Raw genomic sequence first — 23935 nt, forward strand, 5'->3', positions numbered from 1 at the left:
TGCAGAAGCCGCGAACTGCGACGGAGCAGATGTAAGCCAAGGAGGGTGGCCGGCGCCGCCGCCCGGCGGCACGAGACGGCGGCTCCGTGGCGACTACGGTTTCACGCCGGAGTTGCCGCCCATCATGGTGAGGACGAACACGGGGATCGTTCGGTGTCGACTTGCTCGCTTCTGGTAGGTGGCATAGTCCGGGACCCGCGTTATCAGTTGATCCCAGCATTCGGCACGCTCCGGCCCCTGGAGTTCTCGGGCCGAGACGATGTGCGACCTGCATCGAATGATGGCTTCGGCCAGATGGTTTGAGCGAAGGTTTAAGGCCCAGTCGGGATCTCGGGAGGTGCCGCCGCGAGAACCCACGATGACGATGTTGCCGTTGAAGCCGAACCAAGGCAGGACGACGGAGAACTTGCGGCCCGACTTGCGTCCCGTCGTCGTCAATAGCAGTGGATGGTTGTAGGCAACGCCGTTCGTGCGGGCGTACAGGTGGGTCATCGGTGAGTAGCCCAGCCAGCGGACGGCCGCGTGCTCCACGCGGGTGCCGAAGCTCGTTGTGATGAATCCGAAGAGGCGCTGATTGGCTGTCACATCGAGTCCTTTCCGTTGCCCAGTCCGGCGTACCGGGAGTGCCCGGGCTTGAAACGTACGCCATTCCACTGTAGACAATAACCGCCAGATGTCTACAGTGACGCGGCGGAGAGATGGGAGCAACAGCGCATGAGGTGGAATGGTTCGAGCCCGCTTCGGGTGATCCAGTGGACGACCGGCAACATCGGGCGTCGTTCGCTGCACGCGATCATCGAGCGTGAGGACATGGAGCTGGTCGGGGTCTACGCGCATGGTGCGGACAAGGTCGGTGTGGACGCCGCCGATTTGTGTGGACGGTCCGAACCCACCGGCGTCCGGGCCACCAACACCATCAGTGAACTGTTAGCGTTGAAGCCCGACGCGTGTTGTTACAACCCGCTGTGGCCGAACGTCGATGAGCTCGAGGCTTTGTTGTCAGCCGGGGTCAACGTGGCGTCGACAGCGGCGTGGATCACCGGCGGCAAGCTCTCCGACACCGATCGCGCACGCATCGAAAAGGCTTGCGAAAAGGGCAATTCGACGATGTTTGGGAGCGGCGCGCACCCCGGCATCACCAACACCGTCGGCATGGTGCTCAGTGCCGCCTGTGAGAGTGTGGACGAAATACGAATCACCGAGTCGGTGGACTGCTCCACGTACAAGTCGGGCGGCACGATGGCCGCGATGGGCTTCGCTCACGATCCCGACGAACCGGGTCTGGCCGAGATGGCCCGGCGCGAATCCGAGGTGTTCGCTGAGTCTGCGGCGATGATGGCCGATGCGCTGGGGGTCACCTTGGACAGGTTCACCTTCGACGTGACATTCACGCCGGCCACCGAGGACGCTGACCTGGGGTTCATCAAGATTCCCAAGGGCAGTGTGGCCAGCGTGTTCGGTTACCACCGCGGCTGGGTCGGTGATCGGAACGTGGTCAGCGTCGGGTTCAACTGGACCATGGGCCACGTCGTGCCGCCCAAGCCACTGGCCGACGGCCATGTCATTCAGGTGTTCGGCATGCCCAACATGCGCACCGTCATCCACTGCCTGCCGCCGCGCGGCTACGACAAGCCCGAAGAGTGGATGGAGATGGGCATGATCTACACCGCCTTACCCGTGACCAACGCCGTGCCCGCCGTTGTCGCCGCACGTCCTGGGATTGTCACACTGGCCGAGCTGCCACCGGTGACCGGGTACGTCAAGCCCTGAGCCCCTCGGCACAATGGCTGAATGAAGACGAAACGGGATGCGGCGCGGTCGGCCACCAGCGACGACCGCGACCGCATTCTCGACGCCGCCGAGGTCTGTCTACGCGACCGCGGCATCCGCAATACGACGATGTCTGATGTCGCAACGGCGGCCGGGGTATCGCGGGCCTGGCTCTACAGGCTCTACCAGGACAAAACCAGACTGCTGGGTGCAGTGATGGTGCGCATCGACAACGCTCACTGGGAGGCCGAAGGCGCGCGTGTGCGAGCGGCGAACACCCTCGTCGACACGGTCGTGGAGTCTGTGCTGCTGGCACGGACCATGCAGAAACGTCCGTTGCTTGTCCATCTTCGCGAGACCGAACCCGAAGCATTCGCCGCGGTCAGTGAGATCGGGATGCAGCACTTCATTCCGTGGCTGGATGCCACCTGGCGTCGTTACGTACATGAGGCACAGCTCCGCGGTGAAGTGCGATCAGATGTGCCGCTGGATTGGGCGGGAGAGTGGGTAGCGCGAATCGTCCTATCCCTGAGCACTGTGCCAAGCCAGTACATCAGCCCTGATAACCGAGACGAACTCAGCCAGTTCGTTGGACAATTCTTGACGCCGGGTCTGGCGCCATCGACTCCGCCTGCGTGACGGGCGGGCCGTGGCGGACGGGCTATCCGCGCAAGCCGGACAGGGCCTTGTTGCTGTCAAGGTCGCGGTACGCGGTAGCCAGACGAATATGGTTGGCGACGTTGATTTCCCAGCCGTAGTTCTCCAAAGGTGTCGTCAGCCAGCCGATGTAGAAGCACCAGGCGGCCGCATACCGATACTCCTGCTCCAGATCAGCAAGCGAAGGAGCGTCGGTGACGCCGGCTTGGATCAGTCGATCACGGTAGTAGGCGATGAGTTCGTGTTCGTGAGCGCGACGGTCCGTTACCGACAGGCCGGTGATGATGATGTAGGCGACGTCGTGCATGCAGAAACCGTGCGCGGTCAACTGGTAGTCGAGAAGGCCATGACTGCCGTCGGGCATGCGGTAGGTGTTGCCGATGTGGGCGTCACCGTGGACCAGCGTGCGCGGCAATGTGGCCTGATGCCTTTGTGCGACGGCAACTTTCTCAAACAGTGAGCCGGTGGATTCTTCGACCGACTGGATCAGCTCCCGTTTGAACTGCTGGGTCTGTACCTCCCAGTTCACGAGCATGGGCACCCCGCCCTCGTGGTTGAACAGCTCATGAATGGGCCCGCTGACATGGGGGTGCACCCAGGACATGTCCTCATCGAAACGCGGCGATTCCCAATAGGCGGCGTGCAGTGCGGCGAACTGGTCGAGGAGCTTCTTCAGATCGCCGGGTGTCGTCGGTGTGAGCACGGAGGGAAACTCGATTCCCCGGGGCCGCAGGTCCTCCAGGACGAGTCCGAACGAGGTGCTCGGAATATCGCGCACGGCGCCGAAGCAACGGGGGGTGTTGATCGGCAGCTCGTCACCGAGCCTGGAGTAGACGTTGACCTCGTTGTCGTACAGCGGCAAGGCGCCCATTCCGGGCCGGGCGACCTTGACGATCACACGTCTGGGAAGGTCGAATCCGGCATCAGTGCCGTATCCGACCTCGACCCCGATCCGACGTGCCGTCGAGACCTTCTCCTCGCCCTCACTGGAGAGTGCAGCATCGACGATCCGGATCGTGTCGACAGTGACCTCGGGATACTTGCTGTTGATCAGTCGCTGCATCAACGCCGGGTCGAACTCATCTGGATCGAGGGGAATTTCATTGCACTGCAAGACAATACTCCGATTCATGGTCTGTCGACGATGCCGATGCCGCCGGCCTCCTAAAGCACATGCTTTACCCATGGGAACATACCATGTGCTTTAATTGCCGGGTAGCCATCGACAAACGGAAGGTCGAGGTCGATGTTGACCGCAACGCCAGCGCGCGAACTGCTCATGGACACCACTGAGCGCCTCATTGCCGAGCGTGGGATGACGGTCAGCTTGCGCGAGATCGCGGCAGCCGCTGGGCAACGCAATAACTCGGCGGTGATCTACCACTTCGGAAACTACGACGGCCTGATCAAGGCAACCCTGGAAAGGCGCATGGTTGGATTGGAACAGCGCAGGCGAGACCTGCTGGCGGAACTCGATTCGCGCTCCGACTTCACCTTGACCGATGTGCTGCGCGCCATTGTCGAACCGGCCCTGGAGATTCCGTATATCGAGGGCGCCACACACTATGCGCGGTTTGTCGAGCAGATCCGCACCCACCCAGTGATCTCCCAGGCCGTGCCAACCGGTGAGAGATGGCCTGCGGTGATGACGCTGACCAAGCGCCTCAACACGCGGATGGCCGGTATCGATCGCTCAGGACAGACACGCCGAATCCGCATGATGGTGACCACGATGTTCGCGCTGATGGCCGACTACGAACGGCGCGGCGAGCTCGGTTCACCCCGCGGCCGCAAGCGGGCCACTGAGGAGCTGGTGGCAACCCTGTCTGCGGTGCTCACCGCAGACGCGTAAGCACGCTGTACGCACCAGAATTGACTCTATTACCCTACGAGACAAGGAACTTCGATGGACGATAGCCATACTGGCGACACCCTCGAGATTGAAAGGCTGCTGTCCAGCTACGCGTACGCTGTCGACACCAGGAACTGGGAGCTGTATCGCTCGCTGTTCACCGAGGACGCCCGGTTGGACTACACGTCGGCCCCTTTCGGAATCGCGGGATCACGCGACGAGATCGTGGAGTGGCTGCGCGAGTCGCTGTCGGTCATACCGATGACGATGCACTACGTCACAAATGTGTACACCGAGATCAAGGGCGACACCGCATATGCGCGCGCGCAGTTCTACAACCCCATGCAGTTCCCCGGGATCCCGGATATGAGCTACTGCGGCGGCTATTACCATCACACCCTCATCCGAACCCGCTCGGGATGGCGAAGCAGCGATCTCCGCGAAGATAATCTCTGGTTCGTCAACTCGCCATTCACAGGCTCCGGATCGACTAGGTAGCCTCCGGGTTCGTCGTTGCGCCGCAGCGGACTTGCGCACCATCATCCCCCGGCTACCCCATTCATCATGCACGCTCTAGCTCCCGACCACGCGGCGCAGCGGCACGGCCAGGTCCCCGCGATCCCCCACGGTCACCCCGCCCACGCCCAGCCAGCCGGCCATCGCCTGCAGCTCGACGGAAAGGGCGGCGGCCACCCGGGACCGGTCCTGACCGTCCTCGGCGAACGCCCCGACCACATGCAGCGCGTTGTCGGTGCGTTTGAGGTCCACCCGGCCCACCAGCTCACCGTCGAGAAGGAAAGGCCATACGTAGTAACCGAATTGGCGCTTCGGTGCGGGTACATAGATCTCGATGCGGTAGTGGAAGCCGAACAGGCGCTCCACCCGGGGCCGGAAGAAGATCAGCGGATCGAACGGGCACAGTAGCGCCGTGCCCCGGTCGAGGCGCGGCACCTTCTGCCCGGCCCGCAGGTAGGCGGGCGTTCCGTCGATCTCGACCGGCTCGAGTTCGCCTTCGGCCACCAGCGCCGCCACGGTGGGCTTGCTCTGTTTGGGATTCAGCCGGAAGTAGTCCCGTAGATCCGTCTCGGTCGCCACCCCGAGGGCACCGGCGGCACGCAAGATCAACTCCCGCAAGGCTTCCTGATCATCGACCTCACGGGCCACCACGTCCGGCGGCAGCACCTTCTCAGCCAGGTCGTAGTGCCGCGCAAAACCCACCCGGGTCGCCGTGGTCAGCCTGCCGGAGGCGAACAGCGCCTCAGCCACCCACTTGGTATCGCTGCGATCCCACATCTCCTTCTTGGCGGGACCTTTGCGGCCGCGCGGTTCGGACTCCAGGTGCGCCTCGATCTGACCGGCGGTGGACGGCCCGAGCACGTCCACGGCGGCGAGGACGTCCTCGACCAGCTGCTGGTTCTTGCGGACGATCTCGGTACCCCACCGGCCGTGCGTGTATTCCCGCATGCGCCAGCGCAGCAGCGGCCAGTCCTCGACCGCCATCAGCGCTGCCTCGTGCGCCCAGTACTCGACCAGCAACCGCGGACTTTTCGCACTGTGGCTCCAGGCGGCCCGGTCCAGCACATCGCGGTCGTAGCCGCCGAGCCGGCTGAACACCGGCGCATAGTGGGCACGCACCGCGACCGATATCGAATCCAGCTGCAGCACCTGAATTCTGGAGATCAATCGCTTCAGATGCGCACGGGTGACGGCGCCCGCGGGACGAGGCTCGTGGAAGCCCTGCGCGGCGATGGCGATACGACGGGCCTGCGCAACGGTCAGAGAGGGCACCGGGTCATCGTGCCCTATGCCACCGACAAGCGGCGGTAACCGTTGAACCGGTAGCGCAGCCCGGAGCCGCTCGTCAACCACGGGCCATGGCTCACCGACCAGGAGTCGTCGAGCACCGGGGCGAACGCATCACCGTCGACGTCGACCTCGATCTCGGTGACCTCCACGCGGTCGGCCAACGGCAACGCCAGCGCATACAGCTGGGCCCCGCCGATCACCCAACCGTCGAGGTCATCGGGCAGCGCGGTGACCACCTCGGCCCCGTCGGCCACATAGCTCGCGTCGCGGGTCACCACCACGTTGCGGCGCCCGGGCAGTGGGCGCACCTTGGCGGGCAGCGACTCCCAGGTCAGCCTGCCCATGATCACGGTCTGACCGATGGTCAACTCTTTGAATCGGGCCTGGTCTTCGGGCAGCCGCCAGGGGATTCCGTTGTCCCGGCCGATCACCCCCGAGGTGGACTGCGCCCAGATCAGCGCTGTCGTCATACCGCCACGGGGGCCTTGATCCCCGGGTGCGGGTCGTAGTTCTTGATCTCGATATCGTCATAGGTGTAATCGAAGATCGAATCACGATGGGCCAGAACGAGTTCCGGGTAGGGTCGCGGATCCCGCGACAGCTGCAGGGCGACCTGATCGACGTGGTTGTCGTAGATGTGGCAGTCCCCGCCCGTCCATACGAACTCCCCCACCCCCAAGCCGGCCTGGGCCGCCATCATGTGGGTGAGCAGCGCGTAGCTGGCGATGTTGAACGGCACGCCGAGGAACAGGTCGGCGCTGCGCTGGTAGAGCTGGCAGCTCAGCCGCCCGTCCGCGACATAGAACTGGAAGAACGCGTGGCACGGCGGCAGGGCCATCTGCGGGATCTCGCCGACGTTCCAGGCCGAGACGATGTTGCGGCGACTGTCGGGATCGCGCTTGAGCAGTTCCAGAGCTTGGCTGATCTGGTCGATGTGCTCGCCGGACGGCGTCGGCCAGGACCGCCACTGCACGCCGTAGACCGGGCCCAGATCACCGGTTTCGGAAGCCCATTCGTCCCAGATGGTGACGCCGTGCTCCTGCAGCCAGCGCACATTGGAGTCACCCCGCAGGAACCACAACAATTCGTAGACGATCGACTTGGTGTGCACCTTCTTGGTGGTGATCAGCGGGAAGCCCGCGTTGAGGTCATAACGCATCTGGTGGCCGAACAGGCTGCGCGTTCCGGTACCGGTGCGGTCGGACTTCGGCGTGCCCCGCTCCAGCACCAGACGCAGCAGATCCTCGTACGGGGTGGCAATCGGCACGCGCACAGTTTACGTCCGAACACCTGAGGTAGAACGGACACCATGCCGATCACCCAAGACACCATCACCACTGCCGACGGCACCTGCACCGTCACCGTGGCCACCCCCGACGGGACCGGCCCCTGGCCCGCTGTCGTGATGTTCCCCGACGCCGGCGGCCTGCGTCCCACGTTTGACCAGATGGCGGCCCAACTGGCCGGCTTCGGCTATGTGGTGCTGGTACCCGATGTCTACTACCGCACCCCGGGCTGGGGCCCCTTCGACCTCAACACCGTGTTCACCGACCAGGAGCAGCGCAAGCAGCTCTTCGAGCTGATGGGCACGCTCACCCCCGAGAAGTTCGCGGCAGATGCCGAGGCGTTCTTCGACTATCTGGCGGCCCGGCCCGATGTCGCCGGCGACAAGTTCGGGACCACCGGCTACTGCATGGGCGGGCGGGCCTCCCTGATCGTGGCCACCCGGGTACCCGAGCGCGTCGCGGCGGCGCTGTCGTTTCACGGCGGCCGGCTGGCGGTTGAGGACGATCCAGACAGCCCGCATCTGCTGGCCGACAAGATCACCGCGGTCGTCTATGTCGGCGCCGCCGAGAACGACGCCTCCTTCACCACCGACGACGCCAAGCGGCTCGAGGACGCCCTGTCCGGCGCCGCCGTCGAACACACCATCGAGTTCTATTCCGCCGCGCACGGTTTCGCGGTGCCCGACAACGCGGCGGTGTACGACGAGGCGGCCGCCCAGCGGCACTGGGCGAACACCGAGCGAGTATTCGGGGCCGCTTTCGCCTCGGCGTAGCCGGTAAGCGACGATTGACGGCGTGTACGACCAGCCCAGCACCTTCGAACCTGACCCCGCCGAGCCCGGATTCCGGATCGACCCGGTACTCGCGCGCAGCTGGCTGCTGGTCAACGGCGCCCAGTACGACCGTTTCGCGGCGGCCGCCCAGTCCCGCGCGGACATCGTGATCCTCGACATCGAAGACGCGGTGGCCCCGAAGGACAAGGATCACGCCCGCGGCAACGTGGTGCGCTGGCTGGGCGACGGCAACACCGACTGGGTCCGGATCAACGGATTCGGCACACCGTGGTGGGCCGACGATCTGGAGATGCTGAGCGGCACCTCGGTCGGCGGTGTCATGCTGGCCATGGTCGAGTCCGTCGACCATGTCACCGAGACCGCGCGGCGCCTGCCCGACGTGCCGATCGTGGCACTGGTGGAGACGGCCCGCGGGCTGGAACGCATCACCGAGATCGCGGCGGCCAAGGGTACGTTCCGGCTGGCTTTCGGCATCGGCGACTTCCGCCGCGACACCGGATTCGGGGACAACCCGGCCACGCTGGCCTACGCCAGGTCGCGGTTCACCATCGCCGCCAAGGCCGCACAGCTGCCCAGTGCCATCGACGGGCCCACGGTCGGGTCGAGCGCCCGCAAGCTCAGCGAGGCGACCGCCGTGTCGGCGGAGTTCGGGATGACGGGCAAGATCTGCCTGACCCCCGAGCAGTGCCCCACCGTGAACGAGGGGCTGTCCCCCTCACAAGAGGAAATCAGCTGGGCCCGAGAGTTTTTCACCGAGTTCCAGCGGGACGGCGGCGAAATCCGCAACGGCTCGGATCTGCCGCGTATCGCGCGCGCCAACAAGATCTTGGATCTGGCCAAGGCCTATGGCATCCACGAGTCCGACTTCGGCGACGATCCCGATCACATTCCCGCGCCGTCGGACACCTTCCACTACTGAGTGTCGTCGCGGTGCAGGAAGGTCCGCACCGCCCGCAGCACACCTCGGCCGGCGTAGATGCCGGCGGCCACCGACACGATGATCATCGCGATGAACATCACCAGCCAGTTGGCGCGACTATGGCTGACGTTCCACCACACGATGGTGAACAGCACGGCACAGAGAAACACCACGATGTCGCGCCAGTTACCCCGGTAGGACAACGCCGCCTCGCGGATCTCACGGCTGCGCTCACCCGCGCTGATCAGTTCGTCGATGCGCATGTCGATGCTGGCTTGCAGCCGTGCTTTGCGCTCGACCTGATCCGGCGGAATACGCTCGAGCAGGTCGAGATCCTTGGCGATGAGGCCACGCATGTCCGGCGGTTTGAGGTTCCCCGCGATCACGCCCAACATGGCCCCACCGGCGATCGGGGCGGCGCCAAGTGCGAGTTCAGCGATCCCAGGCATAGCGGGGAGCCTACCGCCCGCGTCAGTTTTGACGCAGGGACTCGATGCGGTCGGCCAGCATGACGGTCCACTCCGCGACATAGTCCTCGTCCGCGATACCGGGCTGCGGTGTGCGGAACACGATGCTGCTGACCCGTTTTCCCAGTAGGGCGTTCACACCGAAGGTCGCGATCCGGCGGGCATCGGCCGGTGCCAGGTTGGGCGCGCAGGCGGTGAGCCAGTCCGCGAGTTCGGTGCACAGTCCGTCGACGAGCGCGGCATAGGCATCGTGCACGCGGGCGGAGTCTGCGGCGGGGGTCCGCGCCGCCACCTGGAGGAATTCACTCTCCTGGTCCAGGACGCTCAGCAGGTAGCGGCACAGCAGGGTGAGCTCCGTGCGCAGATCACCCAGACCTGCGAACAGTGCACTGATGTCGCGCATCGCCCGGCGCCTGTCGAGCTGGCGGTCGATGCCGGCCGTGAGCAGGGCTTCCTTGGATTTGAAGTGGTTGTAGAGCGCGCCGCACCCCGGGACAAGGCCGGCCGCTTTCTCGATCTGGTTGATGCTGGTCGCCCGGTAACCCTGCTCGCCGAACAGCCGCATGCCCTCATTGACCAGTCGTTCCTTGGTCGATACGTCCACCCTTGACCGTCCATAAGTGAGTACATATATTTGGTATGACTGCACTATAGCAAGCGGCCCGCCCGAGGAGGACCCTGATGTCCGGTGACGATCGCGCAGTCCCGCGCGGCCGGGTCCGTCGCACGATGCCGGTGGCCGGGTTCACCGCTCGGGCCGCCGGCGGCCGGGTGGTGGCCACATTGCGGGAGAAGGCGGGCAACACCGGCGCCGTGGAACGGTTCCACGAGCGCACCGCCGAGCGGTACGTGGAACTGCTCGGCCGCTCCAAAGGTGTCCTGATGAAGGCCGGCCAGTTGGTGTCGATGGTGGACGCCGGCGCGATAGGTGCGGGTGAGCTCACGCCGTATCAGAAAGCCCTGACCAGCCTGCAGGCCGATGCCCCGCCCATGGACAGCACGCTGGCGCTGCGCACACTGGAGAATGAGCTGGGCAGGCCGGTCGATGCCGTGTTCGCCGAGTTCGACGCCGAGCCGGTCGCGGCGGCCTCCATCGGCCAGGTACACCGTGCCGTCCTGCATGACGGCCGTCGGGTGGCCGTCAAGATCCAGTACCCGGGCGTGGCGCAGGCCATCCGCGATGACCTGTCCAATACCGAGTTGCTCTCCACCGTCTTCCGGTTCGCTGCCGGCGCGGCGGGAACGCTGGGAGCTGCGATGCCCGATATCGGGGAGGCCGCCGCCGAGATCTCGGCGCGCATCTCCGAAGAACTCGACTACCGGCAGGAAGCCGCCCACATCGATGCCTTCGGTGAGCTGTATCGCGGCCATCCGTTCATCCGGGTGCCCGAGGTGATTCCCGAGGCCTCGGCCGACCGTGTGCTGACCATGACGTATCTCGATGGACTGGATTGGGCCGCAGCCCAACAGGCCGACCAGGATCTCAAGAACACCTGGGCCGAGGTGATCAGCCGGTTCCTCACCGGTTCGTACCGACACGGCAATCTGTTCCACGCCGACCCCCACCCCGGCAACTACCGGTTCGGCTCCGACGGCACCGTCGGATTCCTCGACTTCGGCTGCGTGAAGGTGCTCACCGAGCGCACCCGCCAGATGATCGTCACGATGCTGCAGGCCGCGATGACGTGCAGGAAGGACGAGCTGCGCGCCTCCATGATCGAAAGTGGTTTCTTCGCAGAAGATTCCACGCTCACCGCCGACGACGCCTTCCAGTGGTACGCGGGCATCATCCACGAGTTGCTCGGCCCGCAGCCGGCCGCGTACACCGAAGCGGCCTCCGCACGCGCCATCGAGTACCTCATCGACGTGCGGTCCGCCGATCACCCGATGCGCCGGATGTCGGTACCGCCCGACTTCGTGTTCTTCTCCCGGCTCAACCTGTCGATGAACGCCATCTTCACCGTCTTGCACGCCACCTTCCACGCCCGCGCCTCGGTCGACGATATGGACGGGATAGCCGAACCCATGAGCGATCTTGGGCGAAGGCATGTCGCCTGGGTCAAAGAGCGCGGCCTCCCGTTCGGACTGGATCGCCATGACCAGCGCTGATATCACCGGTGCCCGCCTGCCGTGGGATGCCGCCGATCCGTACGAGTTCTACGAGGCGCGCCGCGCCGAGGGCAGTGTGGTGTGGGACGAGGCCGCCCAAGCCTGGCTGATCCTGAGTTATGACGCGGCCCGTCAGGTGCTCGGTGGCACCGGCTGGACCAGCGATCCGTTCGCCAACGCGCTGGCCCAGGCGTCCTCGGATGCCGTCAGCCGTGAGTTCTCGCGCAGATCCATGCTTTTCGCCGACGGCGCCGACCATCGCCGACTACGCGGGTCGGTCCGGGACGTCTTCACCCGCAGCTTCATCGAGAACCTCGACTCGGGCGTGGAGGCCCTCGCCGACGATCTGATCGGCCATCCGCCCACCGGACGCGAATTCGACTTCATGGCCGATATCGCCCTCCCGCTGCCCATCGCGGTGGTCAGCGCGTGGCTGAACCTCGATGCCGAGGCCGCCCAACTGCTGCGCGAGGTCTCCCCCGTCATCATCCGCATGCTCGGGACCCTGGCCGACCCGGCCGAGATGGCCGCGGTTGCCACCGCCTCGGCGAGGCTGATGGCCCGATTCCTGCCCACCGCGGCCGACCGACGGGTGCACCCGGGTGACGATCTGTTGAGTTTCCTCGCCGGCGATCCCGACCTGTCGCTCGACGAAGTCGTCATGACAGCCATCCTCATCGCCGTGGCCGGACACGAGACCACCGCCAATCTCCTGGGCGCGGCAATGGTCACGCTGCTCACCCCGGACGGTGACGGCACCCGCATCGCCGACCGCATCGACGCTGCGGACCCGGCGATGGTCACCGAACTGCTCCGCCTCGACGCGCCGGTGCAATCCACCGTCCGCACCGCCACCGAGCCCCACGAACTCGACGGTGTCGAGATCGCGGCCGGCGAGAGCACCCTGGTCGTGATCGCTGCCGCCAATCGCGACCCCGCCGTGTTCGAGCAACCCGACCGCTTCCGGCTGGACAGAACGGCACCGGCGCCCCTGTCCTTCGGATACGGCGCCCACTACTGCCTGGGCGGCGCGCTGGCGGTCCTCGAGATCTCGATCGCCCTGCCGAAGATCCTTGCCCGCCAACCCGTTCTGCACGGGGCGGTGCGGTGGCGGAACACGCCGGCCATCCGGGGGCCGCTCGTCGTGCCGATGGTGTTCGGCGGCTGATTCATCCGCCGGTGAGCGCAGGTACTGTCCAGGCGCCGGTGAAGAACTCGCTGCGCGGGCGGTACAGCCGAATCAGGTAGTTCCAGCCAATCGGTGTGACGATGCAATTGGGCGGAGCGTCGTCGCCGACCTCGGCCCGCAGGCGCACGGTGATCGAGCCGTCCTCGTTCGGCACTCCGGTAATACTGTTGACCGAGTATAGGTTTCGTGGATTCGGCTCGAAGAAACCCGCAGCGTTGTACACCGAGACCGACCAGAATGCCTCCACCGGAACATCTTTGAAGGTCAGCTCGTACTCGCCCGGTGGCAACGCCGGGTCGACACCGACATAGGAAGCCTCCGACGTCGGCAACCCGCCCCATCCTGCGGCGGTGCCGATGAGATGGTGGACCGGATCCACCTCGTCCGGACGTCCGAATGTCCGATCGAATGCGGTCAGACCACTGGCCAGGCTCAGCAGGGCTTCGCGTGTCTTGTCCAGACTTGCGCGGTCGTAATCCGGCGCGATGAAAGCTTCCGAAGAGCTCGTTTCCAGCTTCATACGATCCTGCAGGGCGCTTACCACAGCGACATCGTCAGGGTCGAGCGGATCGACCAGGGTGCGGACACCGACCATGACGTACCGCGATCCACTCAGCTCCTGTGTCAGAAGGTGGCGGCCCGGCTCGTGCAGGATGACGTTGATGTAGTGGTCCTCGTTCACCACCATCGCGGACATGTACCGCCCGCCGGAGTCGGGTAGGGAGAGCCAGGCCGGTTCCGCAAGGTCGAGGATGGCAAAGCTGTACAAGGTGTCCCGGTTCAGGCGGATGACGGTCTGCTCGTCGATCGACGCCGGTAGGCGGTTGTGCCGGAACACATTGACCCCGCCCGCGTCGCGCTGGATATCGGCGAACATCCTGTGCGTCTCGGCACGAACAAAGTTGTCGGCGTTGACCAACACCGCCATATCAGGTTCTCCCATCGATCAGCTGAGCCGCGACCGTCGCGCCCAGATTCCAGCACGCCTCGAGGTCGGATTTGGTGGGTTTCCCCGAAACCACGACATACTCGGCCGCTTTCACCCAGCCCAGTCCCGCAGTGATCCCGGTGATGGCACGCTCGGCACCCTCGGTGCCCTCATTGCCGTGCAGCCATAGTCCGAACGGCCTGCCCCGGGTGGAATCGAGGATCTGGTAGTACGACTCGTCGAAGGCATGTTTGAGCGCCCCGCTCAGATATCCCAGGTTGACCGGGCTGCCGAGCAGATACCCATCGGCTTCCAGCATGTCCACCGGCGACACCGTCAGCGCCGGACGGCGCACCACCTCAACGCCTTCGATCTCCGGATCCGTCGCACCCGAAAGCACCGCCTCGAACATCTCCTGGCAGTGCGGCGACGGGGTGTGGTGCACGACCAGCAGCTTCACGCGCGTTCCACGGCCCGTTCCATATCGACCGCCGTGCGCATCGTCTCGCGGGCCCGGCTCCGGTCGCCGGCGTAGTCATAGGCCCGGGCCAGCCGGTACCACCGCACCCAGTTGTCCCGGTCGGTTTCCAGTTCCTCTCGGACCGTCTCGAAGAGCCCGTCGGCCGCATCGCGGTCGATCCGGCCCGACGGCATCCTCGGCAGTGAACTGACGTCCAGCTCCATCCCTGCCTCGCGGGCCAGGCGGGCCAGTCGCTGGTGTGCGAATCCGGCCCGCAGAGTGCTCACCATCGCCCACAGTCCGACGATGGGCAGCAAGAGCAACGCCACCCCCAGCCCGATGGCCGCAGCCTTGCCGGAGACGATGAACGCCACGGCGATCCTGCCGAGGATGACGAAGTAGACGACCATCGCGACGCACATCAGGCCGATCAGGAGCTGGATGCGCAGGCTGCGCACGCCTGACTGTCTGTCCGAGCCGGCCATTACAGGTCGAGGAGCGGTTCGATGCCGATGGTCAGGCCGGGGCGCTGGGCCACCTTGCGCACCCCGAGCAGTACCCCCGGGACGAACGACGTCCGATCCATGCTGTCGTGGCGGATGGTCAGCGTCTCCCCCGTGGTGCCGAACAGCACCTCCTGGTGCGCGATCAATCCGGCCAGCCGGATCGAGTGCACCGGGATCCCGTCGACATCGGCACCGCGTGCACCGTCGAGGCCCGTACTGGTGGCATCGGGGTTGGGCGGCAGACCTTTTCGTGCTTCTGCGATGAGCTTGGCGGTGCGCGTGGCCGTGCCCGACGGCGCGTCGGCCTTGTACGGGTGATGCAGTTCGATGACCTCGACGGACTCGAAGTGCCGCGCGGCCTGCTTGGCGAAGTGCATGCTCAGCACGGCACCGATGGCGAAGTTCGGGGCGATCAGCACCGACGACCCGGGCGTGGCATCGAGCCAGGCCCGGACCTGGGCGATGCGTTCCTCGGTGAAGCCCGTGGTCCCGACGACGGCATGAATCCCGTTGTCGATCAGGAACTTCAGGTTGTCCATCACCACATCGGGATGGGTGAAGTCGATGACCACCTCGGTACCGCTGTCGGTCAGCGTCGACAGCGCGTCACCCGCATCGACCTCGGCCGACAACTCCAGATCGGCAGCATCCCGCACGGCGGCGACCATGGTCGCACCGACTTTGCCCTTGGCACCCAGCACCGCAACTCGCATGGAGGAAGCCTACTGCGAGGTCCGTACCGTGGAGCCATGCGCCTTGTCCCGTTCCTTGTCGCCGTGCTGGCCGTGGCCGGCAGCGCCTGTACCTCGACGGCTGATGAGGCCCCCACACCCGAAGGCCGCACCTTCGTGTCGGTGGCGGTCACGGGCGAGCAGATCCCCGGCAACGGGCCGTTGACGCTGGGTTTCGCCGACGGTCGGCTCTCGGCGTTCGCCGGCTGCAACCGCGGGTCCGGCCCGGCCGATCTCAGCGGACACGCTGACGTTGAGCACCGCCACCGCGACCGTCACGCTGCGTGACAAGTCGGTCCTGGACCCCGACCGTCCGCTCGTCGGCACCGGTTGGCGGGTGGACACGCTGGTGACCGGGCAGGCCGCCATGACGTCGATGGCGCTGGAGCAGGCCAAGCCCGGATTGACCTTCCGCCCCGATCGGACCGTCACCGGGTGGACGGGTTGCCACACCTTCTACGGTCGCGCCGAGATCGTCGGCGATACGGTCACGTTCGGCCCGCTCAACACCAGCGGGCCGGTATGCGACGGTGAGCTCGGCGATCTCGAACGGTCGATCCTGCGCGTGCTCCACGGCCCGGTCCAGGCGTCGATCGACGGCGATCGCCTGACACTGACCGGCGCCGAAGGCACCGGATTGGTGCTGCGCGCCGAGTAGCATCTGGCCATGCGCGGCTCGAAGATCCTCATCACAGGTCCGACCGGACAGGTCGCGGCACCCCTGGCGTTATCGCTGGCAGCCGAGAACGAGGTGTGGGGTATCGCCCGATTCACCGACACCGCGGCCCGAGAGAGTCTGGAAAGCGCGGGGATTCGCTGCGAGAAGGTCAACCTCGCCGCGGGCGACTTCAGCGGCATCCCGTCCGATTTCGACTACGTCCTCAACCTCGCGGTCGCCAAGAGCGGACGCTGGGACAAGGACCTGGGGGCCAATGCCGAATCGGTGGGTCTGCTGATGGCGCACTGCGCCGACGCGAAGGCGTTCCTGCACTGTTCGTCGGCCACGGTGTACGACCCGCCCGATGACGAGCCGCGCACCGAGTCGGCAGCACTCGGCGACAATCACAAGTCACTGCTTCCGACGTACTCGATCTCCAAGATCGCCGGCGAGGTGGTCGCCCGCACGATGGCCCGCGCGCTCGGTGTGCCGACGGTGATCGCCCGACTCAACGTGCCCTATGGCGACAACGGCGGCTGGCCGTTCTATCAGATGGAGATGATGCGCGCCGGGATGCCGATCCCCGTCCCGCCCGGCGGTCCCGCGCGCTACAACCCCATTCACGAGGACGACATCATCGCGACGCTACCGAAGATGCTCGCCGCGGCGTCGGTACCCGCGACCACGGTCAACTGGTGCGGTGATCAGACGGTCAGCCTGCAGGAATGGTGCACCTACATCGGCGAACTCGTCGGCAGCGAGCCGGTGTTCGAAGAGAGCGAGCAGGCCTTGCGTGGCGGTCCGACCGACACGACGCGGATGCACGAACTCGTCGGCGGCACGGCGGTGGACTGGCGTGACGGTATCCGCCGAATGGTCGCGAAGTTCCACCCCGAGCTGGTCGGGAACTAGAGGCCGAGCAACCCGGGATCGAATGTCGCCCTGGCCGCGGCCGAGGCCGCCGCCGCCGCGACGATGAGGACCGCATCCGACTCGTAACCCTTGGGGAACACAATCTCGGCACTGTCCGGGCCGTCGCGGTGCGCCATCAGCCAGTCGTACAGCAGCCAGTCCAGCGCACAGGTGACTGTCATCGGTTCGGCACCGGCGGCCGTGGCCGCGCTGACCACGGTCCGCAGCGCTTCCAGGTGTTCCTTGCGCGACGCTTCCTTGTTCACCCCCGAGCTGTCGAACAAGAGCATCGATAATGTCAACGGATAGCGTTGTCCTGCTTCAGTTCTCACAACCCAACGAGCTCCCAGCCACGGCCGGTCCGGGTCGACCTGCACCAACTCACCGAACCCGCCGACGACACCGACCGCCGGATCGTCGAGCTCGCCGTCGAACGGTGCGGGCCCGAGCAGTCCGAGCGGCTCGCGGGCCAGGATGGAGAACAGCGCCGCGGTGCCGATGATCTTGCCCGCCCGAAGATCGGCGGTGCACACAGTCGCCTGCAGTGCAGTCGCATACTCGTGGCACAGCCGATCGAGGGCGCGATGCAGGCTACGCAGGTCATCGCGTTCGTCGCGGGTCGGGCGCCGGCCGCCGCCGAGTATCTCACCGAATCGCCCGGCGGCGATGATCAGCGCGTCATCGATCGCCTCGAGGTGCGTGGCAACCAGCCGGTCCGGCTCGTCATCAGCGGCGACCAGGGCTGGCAGCGATATCGGCGCGCCGCGCGCCGTCACCCAGAAGAAGCCCAACTGACCGTCGTCCTGGACGATCCGGGGCCTCACGAGCGGCGCCAGATCATCACGCGATTGTTGCCTGAGTCCGCGACCGCCAACCGGTCGCCCCGCAACGAGATCCCATACGGCCAGCACAACGTGTCCGGTTGTACTGACGTCCACCGGTTCTCGCCGTTGGACGCGAAGTCCGGTTGCGCCAGAACGTGATCCGCCGCACGGCCGTCGGTTGGCACGTCATCCCACAACAGAATCCGGTTGTTCGCCGTGTCGGCGATCGCCAGGCGCCCGCCGTCCAGGCCGATCGCATAGGGGAACCGGAACCGGTCGCCGGTGTGCGGTCCGTACGGCCATTCGACCGCGCTGGTGAAGTCCGGCTGGCCGACGACGATATCCGCCGGGCGATCGGCCTCGGGATGTGGGGACCAGCCGAGTATCCGATGGTCGCCGGCATCGGCGACCAGCATCTGGTCATCGTCGCCGGCGATGTCGTGCGGCCAGCGGAAACTGGCCGGGCCCGCCGCGCCACCGCGGTTCTCCTCGCGGTGGGTGCCGTCAGGCTGCCCGAGCACAATATCGGCCGGACATCCAGGATCGGGGATGCCCCCATGCCAGCCGAGCACCCGCCGGTTACCGGTATCCGCAACCCAGAAGCGGGTACCGACGATGGCGATGCCGAACGGCCAGTAGAATGTCGACGCCGAACACTCACCGGCACGATTCGGGGCAACGCTGGACGAATCAGGCTGCCCGAGAACGTGATCCGGGGCCTTATCGCTGAGCATGGGAACCTCATCCCACACCAGGATGCGGTGGTGCCAGGCGTCCGCGACGATCAACCGCCCCCGGTGCACCAGCACCCCGGTCGGTAGATTCATCCCGCGTTCGGGCCCACGCCCGTTGGCCGCCCGGCCCTCGGTCGTACCGTCGGGCTGACCGAGCACCACATCGGCAGGTTGCTCATCATCGGTGGGTATGCCGTGCCAGATCAGCACCCGATGGTTGCCGGAATCTGCTACCACGACCAGGTTCTCGCCGAGGAAAACTCCCCGAGGCGAGTACATCCAGGCCATCGTCGGGGTCGCCGACGGCAGCGCCAGGCCACCGGGGGCGGGCGCGCCCAGCCACACCTCTGGTGACCAGCCGCCACGCAGATCAACCTCGGGGGCAATATCGCGCCGGTCGGGTCGTCCGCTGACATTCATGCGGACGGTGTAGCGGCTCATGTTGTCAGCTCATCCCCGCCCGACTCGAACCCAGACGTCGGCGTCGTCGACCCGTAGCGGCAGCTGCTCCAACTGGGCACCCGGTGCGGTCAGGCACTCACCCGATGTCGCGTCGTAACAGAAACCGTGCCAGGGACAGGTGAGTGTCCCGTTGCTGACATCAAGCACCGCATTGTCCAAAGGCAGTGCCTCATGGGCACATTCATTTCGGTACGCGGTGATTCTGTTTCCGACGTTGACGATCACGACCTCTGCGTAGGCACCGGAGTCGGCCGTCAGGCTCATCGCGGTGATGTTCCCGTCGGTCACATCGGCGACTGGGCCTACCCGCACCCAACCTTCGTTGGCCGGTTTCAGCCCGATGGTCAACGACTCCACCGATATCAGGGTCGGCGACGGTTCGTTAGGCAGCACTTCGACCACGTGCACGCCGGGGACGCCTTCGGTGAGCGCACCCTCGACCAGGGTGCGCAGCGTCACCGACGACATCGAGCAGCCATTGCACGCGCCCTCGAGCCGGACGAACGCGGTGCCGTCCTCGATGCGCACCAAGGCGACATCGCCGCCATGACTTTGCAACTGCGGCCGCACCTGCGCCAGCACACGATTGGCCAGCGTCATCGGATCGGGCCGGACAATCTCATGAATCGACAGCAGCAGGTGCACCACCGGGTCGTCGACCAGTTCGAACAATGCCGCACGAGTCGCCTCGTCGGCCTTGAGCCTGCGTACGATGCTGACCAGTCCGGCCCGGTGAATCGCCTCGACGGACGCCTTGACCTCCTCGGCGATGGCCCGCGCCATCGGGTCCAGCCCCGCCAGCGCACGCATCGCATCGTCCACACGCTTGGCGAGCTTCTCGAATTCCGGCTCGTCGACACCGCCTGCAGTGGATTGTTCGGCCACGGTGGTCATCTGGGCGGTACCTCGGTTCGATTCAGCGTGATCTGGCGGGCCACCTCGTCGAGGACACCGCGCACCGCACGCACCGATTCCCCGTCACCCAACTCCTCGAACAGCGACCGCGCCTCGTACAACTTGGCTTTGGCCTCCGTGAACGCACCGAGATGAGCGAGCACATTGCCCTGGTTGGCCAGGACCCGCGCCCTGCCGAGTGGGTCGGTATGGCGGTCCCTGGCCTCGAGGACCGCCTCGTAGAGCTCCACAGCCTCGACGAGGTTGTCGGCCTGATGCTTCGACGGTGAGTAGACCAACGAATTGGCAAGGTTGAGTTGGACACTCGCCCACTGCTCCGGATATTCCTCGCGGGTGTACACCGTCAGCGCCGACCGCAGCGACTGCGATGCCACACCGAGTCGCAGCCGGCTGGAAGCCTCGACCATCGGCATGGTGAGGTAGGCGGTCGCAAGATTGGCATGTGCCGACGCCCACAGCAACGGTGCGTCCTCGCGCCGTACCAGTTGCAGAGCCGCGTGGTAGTGCGGCACGGCCTGCGCGATCAGGCCCGGATTCTCCTGGGCCTGCTCGTGCAGCAGACCCGCGGCGGTGAGATGCAACTCGGCGCGTTCGACGCGCAGGCCGTCAGCATCGTCGAGCAGCCGCAGGGCCTTCTCCATGCGCTCATGCGCCTCGCCCGGGTCATCGGTTGTCATGCAGACCGAAGCCGACGCACCAAGCAGGATCCCTGTCAGCGGCCGGGAGACGCTGCGCGCGATCTCGATGGCCGAGTCGAGGGTGGCGATGGCCGCCGGCGGATCGTCTGTCAACAGGTGGCTGGCGCGGGCCGCGAGAACGACGGCGGCCAACTCGCCATCAGCGGCACCGACGTCGGGCGGTTCGTCGACACGGCCCAGCGCGAACGAGACCACGTCGACAAGTGGTGCGAACTCGCCGAGCACCGACCGCAGGCTGTCGACGTCCTCGAGGTCTGGGTCGAGCACGAAACGGTTGTACCGGGTCACCGGATCGGTTCCGTCCAGCGCGGCCAAGGCAGCGTCGCGGTCGCCGGCCAACGCGTGCCGGTGCGCGGCGAGACGGGACGGCCAATCCTCGGGCACACAACCCGCCAGCAGCGCCTCGCGGGCCGGTTCGGTGTCCGCACCGGCGGGGATCAACAGATAGCCCAGGGGAAGGCCGAACGCACCGAGCGGTTGTGGACGGACGGCGAGCTTCGCCGAAGTCTCGGCGATCGCAGTATCGGTCACGGCCCTCCCATCGATATCACCCTCTTCTGGGCTCGTTGAGGTCACGCTCGGCGGCACGCTTGATCAGCCCGGCCGCCAGTTCGGCCCGCCGGCGGGTGCGGTAGGTGTTGATGCGCTTGCGTACCACGCCGTCGGCGAATACCACCGCGATGTCGACGGCGAACTGCCCGCGCTCCTCGACCACCAGGGTGTAGACGGCGTGCGCCTCCTCAGCGGAACTCATGACCACCATCACGTGGCCGGTTCGAGGGGAACCCGCAGCGCGCCGCGCTCGTCATCCCAGAAGGCACAGCGAGTGCCGATCGGAATGCGACCGTGGAGCACTTCGTGAATGAGTGCACTGCGGTCCCCCGCCGGGTTGCGCTGCTTGAGCAGCAGGCCGCCGCTGCGCGGGCCGCGCAACGGAATCAGCCAGAAGTCGTCATCGCGCACGACGGCCGCGACCGCGTCGGAGGCGAACCTACTCGCGGCCAGTGCCGCATCGAGCCGGATATACCCGTCCTCGGTGAACTCGACGGTCACCTCGGCGGCCGTCGCCGGCCGCAGCGCGGAAAGGAACTCCCGCTCGATGATGTCCATGACGGTCTGCATCCCGGCCCGCACCGGCTCGGACAGGTCGGCCCCGTACTCGACGCCGGCCACCTCGATGAGGAACACCGTGATATCGGCCGGGCACGCATCTCCCAACGCCCAGCGGGCAAAGGCGATGGCATGATCCCACCGGAACGAATGGGTGTGCAACCCTTGCAGCGGCGGCAGTTCGGCGAACTCCTCGCCAGGCACCCGATACACCGTGCCGGGCTTCGCTCCGGTGGCCGCGGCATCGACGATGACAACCCGCTGCGCGCCCCGCATCCGGAATGCGGTATCCATGCCGGCGGTTCCGCCATCGACCATCTGTGCGCCGTCGGGCACGCCGAATTCCCAGAGATGGCGCACCAGCACGGGGCCCACGCCATCGTCACCGCGCAACAGGTTGCCACAGCCGACCACGAGCACCTCGCAGCCCGGCGGCTCGAGATCGATGACCCCGGTGTCCGGTTCATTCGCCGTCAGGATCACACCATCCCGTTGATCACGAACTTCGACATCTCTTTGCCCGTCTTACCGTCGTAGGCGTGCACGGTACACACCAGACACGAGTCGAAACTGCGGGCCACGTGCCCGAGTTCAACCGGGTCTTCGACATCCACGATCGGTGAACCGACCAACGCCTGCTCGATCGGGCCAAGGACATCTGCACCGTCTCGAGGGCCGATATTCCACGCTGTCGGAGTCACCACCTGATAGTTCTTGATCTTGGAGTCCTCGATGACGATCCAGTCCGCCAGCGCTCCCCGAGCCGCCTCGGTGGCGCCGAAGCCTTTACCCTCGGCGTACTCGGTGGGCTTGGTGTAGAAACTCTCCTTCAGATCGATATCGTCGAGCCACTGACGAGCCCACTTGTAGTACTTGGGTGCTTCATGCATGCGCGCCATCTGGCGGACGAACACGCTAGGGCCGATCGAGTTGTACAGGTTGGGGAACAGCGGGTCGTTGTCCTGGTGCGGCAGCGCATTCGGACCGCCCGCGGCCATCCGACGGGCCAGTGGGCCCGCCTCCAACGGGATGTTGCCAAGTCCGCCGCCGATGTCGTAGCGCGGCGACTTGGCCCAGCTGTACTTGCCAAGACCTCGGCCTGCCTCGGGATCGATCGGGATGGTCTCTCCCTCGAACGGATGCAAGGGCCGACTGCCCTCGTAGAAGGAATGCGTCACATCCTCCCGGACCTTGGCCTGATCGAATTGGTGCCAGTCACCTCCTGCATAGATGCCGGAACGGCCGATGAGGGCGTCATTGCGCCCCTCGATCGTCGGGTTCTCATAGCGCACCGGATCGAAGTAGGTCCCCGTGGCGAGGTAGTTGCCCACTCCTTGCCCGTACTTGTCGAGGCCGACGTCGAGGCAGTACCGGATGAAGAACCCGCAGTCGCTGTTGTGCTGGGACTCGTTCTCGTCGACCCAGGCGAGCATGTCCTCCCAGGTCTTGATCTCCAGCCAGCGGTCGACGCTGCAGCCCAGCCACTGTCCTTCGAGCCACGCGTCTTTCCAGTGTTCGAGGATCGCGATCGAGCGGGTCACGTCCGATAGTGTCGGCGCGCACATCACGCCACCGGGCACCATGAAGCTCGAATGCGGCCACTGCCCACCGAATATCGCGTAAACCTCGACCGGCTTACCCGAAAGCACAACGCCCGGTTGATAGCTCGTCCCCACGTAGGGGGCGAAGCGCCGCACCGCCTCGGCGTACAGCGGCGATTTCGCATAGTTCTTGTTGGTCAGGTCGATCGCGAACAGCGCATAGAAGTACCGCGGGATCGACTGCAGCGTCTCGGCGGCCTGACAGATATTGCGCACCAGGGTCGCATTGTTCGGCATGTGCGTCTTCCACGCCGTGTCGAGTGCATACGCCGATTTGTACAGATGGCTGCCACCGCAGATCCCGCAGATGCGCGGGCAGACAACGAGCCCGGCCTGAGGGTCCTTGCCGCGCAGGATGATCTCGAAGCCACGGAACATCGCGGCTTCGGTCCAGGCGGAGGTGACGACGCCGTCTTCGACGGTGACCCGGACGTCGAGGTCACCCTCGACTCTCCCGAGTGGGCTGACGTAGAGGTCGAGTGCGGTCATTTTTTGCTGTGGTCCTTCCATGAACTCCGGTGGTGATGGACTGCGCGGCCTTGCGCCG

29 protein-coding genes are annotated in these 23935 nt (G+C 65.8%); 11 read left to right on the forward strand and 18 right to left on the reverse strand.

From position 1 onward, the window contains the following. Positions 1-93 precede the first annotated feature (93 nt). Complete coding sequence (locus QN239_RS21045) at positions 94-585, reverse strand: nitroreductase/quinone reductase family protein (protein WP_499013182.1); 492 nt, start codon at positions 583-585, stop codon at positions 94-96. Between the two features lie 129 nt (positions 586-714). Here QN239_RS21045 and QN239_RS21050 point away from each other — a divergent pair, with 129 nt between their 5' ends. Next, on the forward strand, positions 715-1770 hold the full coding sequence (locus tag QN239_RS21050) for an NAD(P)H-dependent amine dehydrogenase family protein (RefSeq protein ID WP_499013183.1): 1056 nt from the start codon (positions 715-717) through the stop codon (positions 1768-1770). A gap of 21 nt (positions 1771-1791) precedes the next feature. Next, positions 1792-2409 carry a TetR/AcrR family transcriptional regulator gene (locus tag QN239_RS21055; protein WP_499013184.1) on the forward strand — a complete coding sequence of 206 codons (618 nt, stop codon included), beginning with the start codon at positions 1792-1794 and terminating at the stop codon, positions 2407-2409. 22 nt (positions 2410-2431) lie between these two features. Here QN239_RS21055 and QN239_RS21060 read toward each other — a convergent pair whose 3' ends face one another. Continuing rightward, positions 2432-3613 carry a phosphotransferase gene (locus QN239_RS21060; RefSeq protein WP_499013185.1) on the reverse strand — a complete coding sequence of 394 codons (1182 nt, stop codon included), beginning with the start codon at positions 3611-3613 and terminating at the stop codon, positions 2432-2434. A gap of 93 nt (positions 3614-3706) precedes the next feature. On the opposite strand from QN239_RS21060, the gene QN239_RS21065 reads away from it, so the two are divergent. Both QN239_RS21065 and QN239_RS21070 read left to right on the forward strand, forming a co-directional pair. After that, the gene (locus QN239_RS21065; protein WP_499016897.1) at positions 3707-4279 is read left to right on the forward strand and encodes a TetR/AcrR family transcriptional regulator; all 573 of its coding nucleotides are present in this window, start codon (positions 3707-3709) and stop codon (positions 4277-4279) included. A gap of 54 nt (positions 4280-4333) precedes the next feature. Beyond that, positions 4334-4777, forward strand: coding sequence for a nuclear transport factor 2 family protein (locus QN239_RS21070; RefSeq protein ID WP_499013186.1), 444 nt, complete (start codon positions 4334-4336; stop codon positions 4775-4777). Positions 4778-4852: 75 nt separating this feature from the next. Here the strand turns inward: QN239_RS21070 and QN239_RS21075 are convergent, their stop codons facing one another. Genes QN239_RS21075 through QN239_RS21085 form a run of 3 tightly spaced genes read right to left on the reverse strand, consistent with a single transcriptional unit; the run spans position 4853 to position 7352 of the window. Further along, on the reverse strand, positions 4853-6067 hold the full coding sequence (locus QN239_RS21075; RefSeq protein ID WP_499013187.1) for a winged helix-turn-helix domain-containing protein: 1215 nt from the start codon (positions 6065-6067) through the stop codon (positions 4853-4855). 14 nt (positions 6068-6081) lie between these two features. Further along, entirely contained in the window at positions 6082-6555 is a 474-nt protein-coding gene (locus QN239_RS21080) for a dihydrofolate reductase (RefSeq protein WP_499013189.1), read from the reverse strand. After that, a complete protein-coding gene (locus tag QN239_RS21085) occupies positions 6552-7352 on the reverse strand; it encodes a thymidylate synthase (RefSeq protein ID WP_499013191.1) in 801 nt (266 codons plus the stop codon). Before QN239_RS21085 ends, QN239_RS21080 begins: the two co-directional genes overlap by 4 nt. Before the next feature lie 42 nt (positions 7353-7394). Between QN239_RS21085 and QN239_RS21090 the strand changes: the two genes are divergently transcribed. After that, entirely contained in the window at positions 7395-8144 is a 750-nt protein-coding gene (locus QN239_RS21090) for a dienelactone hydrolase family protein (RefSeq protein ID WP_499013192.1), read from the forward strand. A gap of 22 nt (positions 8145-8166) precedes the next feature. Next, on the forward strand, positions 8167-9084 hold the full coding sequence (locus QN239_RS21095) for an HpcH/HpaI aldolase/citrate lyase family protein (RefSeq protein ID WP_167158717.1): 918 nt from the start codon (positions 8167-8169) through the stop codon (positions 9082-9084). Here QN239_RS21095 and QN239_RS21100 read toward each other — a convergent pair. Further along, positions 9078-9533 (reverse strand): hypothetical protein, encoded by a 456-nt coding sequence (locus tag QN239_RS21100; RefSeq protein ID WP_090356619.1) that lies wholly within the window; start codon positions 9531-9533, stop codon positions 9078-9080. The two genes, QN239_RS21095 and QN239_RS21100, sit on opposite strands and share 7 nt — an antisense overlap. 22 nt (positions 9534-9555) lie before the next feature. After that, positions 9556-10116, reverse strand: coding sequence for a TetR/AcrR family transcriptional regulator (locus QN239_RS21105; protein WP_499016898.1), 561 nt, complete (start codon positions 10114-10116; stop codon positions 9556-9558). Positions 10117-10232: 116 nt separating this feature from the next. Between QN239_RS21105 and QN239_RS21110 the strand changes: the two genes are divergently transcribed. Further along, positions 10233-11660, forward strand: coding sequence for an ABC1 kinase family protein (locus QN239_RS21110; protein WP_499013193.1), 1428 nt, complete (start codon positions 10233-10235; stop codon positions 11658-11660). After that, positions 11647-12828, forward strand: coding sequence for a cytochrome P450 (locus tag QN239_RS21115; protein ID WP_499013194.1), 1182 nt, complete (start codon positions 11647-11649; stop codon positions 12826-12828). The genes QN239_RS21110 and QN239_RS21115 overlap by 14 nt, the downstream gene beginning before the upstream one ends. Before the next feature lies 1 nt (position 12829). Here the strand turns inward: QN239_RS21115 and QN239_RS21120 are convergent, their stop codons facing one another. Genes QN239_RS21120 through dapB form a run of 4 tightly spaced genes read right to left on the reverse strand, consistent with a single transcriptional unit; the run spans position 12830 to position 15456 of the window. Continuing rightward, positions 12830-13777 carry a DUF1214 domain-containing protein gene (locus tag QN239_RS21120; RefSeq protein ID WP_267289487.1) on the reverse strand — a complete coding sequence of 316 codons (948 nt, stop codon included), beginning with the start codon at positions 13775-13777 and terminating at the stop codon, positions 12830-12832. 1 nt (position 13778) lies between these two features. After that, entirely contained in the window at positions 13779-14189 is a 411-nt protein-coding gene (locus QN239_RS21125) for a flavodoxin family protein (RefSeq protein WP_499016900.1), read from the reverse strand. A gap of 44 nt (positions 14190-14233) precedes the next feature. After that, positions 14234-14722, reverse strand: a complete 489-nt coding sequence (locus QN239_RS21130) for a hypothetical protein (RefSeq protein ID WP_499013196.1) — start codon at positions 14720-14722, stop codon at positions 14234-14236. Beyond that, positions 14722-15456 (reverse strand): 4-hydroxy-tetrahydrodipicolinate reductase, encoded by a 735-nt coding sequence (gene dapB / locus QN239_RS21135; protein WP_499013197.1) that lies wholly within the window; start codon positions 15454-15456, stop codon positions 14722-14724. The genes QN239_RS21130 and dapB overlap by 1 nt, the downstream gene beginning before the upstream one ends. Before the next feature lie 36 nt (positions 15457-15492). Between dapB and QN239_RS21140 the strand changes: the two genes are divergently transcribed. The 3 genes from QN239_RS21140 to QN239_RS21150 are packed head-to-tail and all read left to right on the forward strand — an operon-like array spanning position 15493 to position 17044. After that, entirely contained in the window at positions 15493-15762 is a 270-nt protein-coding gene (locus QN239_RS21140; protein ID WP_499013199.1) for an META domain-containing protein, read from the forward strand. Then, positions 15728-16132, forward strand: coding sequence for an META domain-containing protein (locus QN239_RS21145; protein ID WP_499013201.1), 405 nt, complete (start codon positions 15728-15730; stop codon positions 16130-16132). The genes QN239_RS21140 and QN239_RS21145 overlap by 35 nt, the downstream gene beginning before the upstream one ends. Positions 16133-16141: 9 nt before the next feature. Then, on the forward strand, positions 16142-17044 hold the full coding sequence (locus QN239_RS21150; RefSeq protein WP_499013203.1) for an NAD-dependent epimerase/dehydratase family protein: 903 nt from the start codon (positions 16142-16144) through the stop codon (positions 17042-17044). On the opposite strand, the gene QN239_RS21155 is transcribed toward QN239_RS21150, so the two are convergent. The 7 genes from QN239_RS21155 to QN239_RS21185 all read right to left on the reverse strand — a co-directional run bounded on the left by QN239_RS21155 (position 17041) and on the right by QN239_RS21185 (position 23877). Then, positions 17041-17868, reverse strand: coding sequence for a hypothetical protein (locus QN239_RS21155; protein ID WP_499013205.1), 828 nt, complete (start codon positions 17866-17868; stop codon positions 17041-17043). The genes QN239_RS21150 and QN239_RS21155 overlap by 4 nt on opposite strands. Further along, the gene (locus tag QN239_RS21160; RefSeq protein ID WP_499013206.1) at positions 17865-19043 is read right to left on the reverse strand and encodes an NHL repeat-containing protein; all 1179 of its coding nucleotides are present in this window, start codon (positions 19041-19043) and stop codon (positions 17865-17867) included. Before QN239_RS21160 ends, QN239_RS21155 begins: the two co-directional genes overlap by 4 nt. Positions 19044-19052: 9 nt before the next feature. Next, positions 19053-19958 (reverse strand): NifU family protein, encoded by a 906-nt coding sequence (locus QN239_RS21165; protein WP_499013208.1) that lies wholly within the window; start codon positions 19956-19958, stop codon positions 19053-19055. Further along, the gene (locus QN239_RS21170; RefSeq protein WP_499013209.1) at positions 19955-21208 is read right to left on the reverse strand and encodes a tetratricopeptide repeat protein; all 1254 of its coding nucleotides are present in this window, start codon (positions 21206-21208) and stop codon (positions 19955-19957) included. The genes QN239_RS21165 and QN239_RS21170 overlap by 4 nt, the downstream gene beginning before the upstream one ends. 16 nt (positions 21209-21224) lie before the next feature. Beyond that, positions 21225-21431, reverse strand: a complete 207-nt coding sequence (locus QN239_RS21175) for a hypothetical protein (RefSeq protein ID WP_499013210.1) — start codon at positions 21429-21431, stop codon at positions 21225-21227. 8 nt (positions 21432-21439) lie between these two features. Beyond that, positions 21440-22201, reverse strand: a complete 762-nt coding sequence (locus tag QN239_RS21180; protein WP_499016902.1) for a hydrogenase maturation protease — start codon at positions 22199-22201, stop codon at positions 21440-21442. Between the two features lie 65 nt (positions 22202-22266). Continuing rightward, positions 22267-23877, reverse strand: a complete 1611-nt coding sequence (locus tag QN239_RS21185; RefSeq protein WP_499013212.1) for a nickel-dependent hydrogenase large subunit — start codon at positions 23875-23877, stop codon at positions 22267-22269. Between the last annotated feature and the right edge of the window lie 58 nt (positions 23878-23935).

The organism is Mycolicibacterium sp. Y3 (assembly GCF_051188035.1).
GTDB lineage: Bacteria > Actinomycetota > Actinomycetes > Mycobacteriales > Mycobacteriaceae > Mycobacterium > Mycobacterium fluoranthenivorans.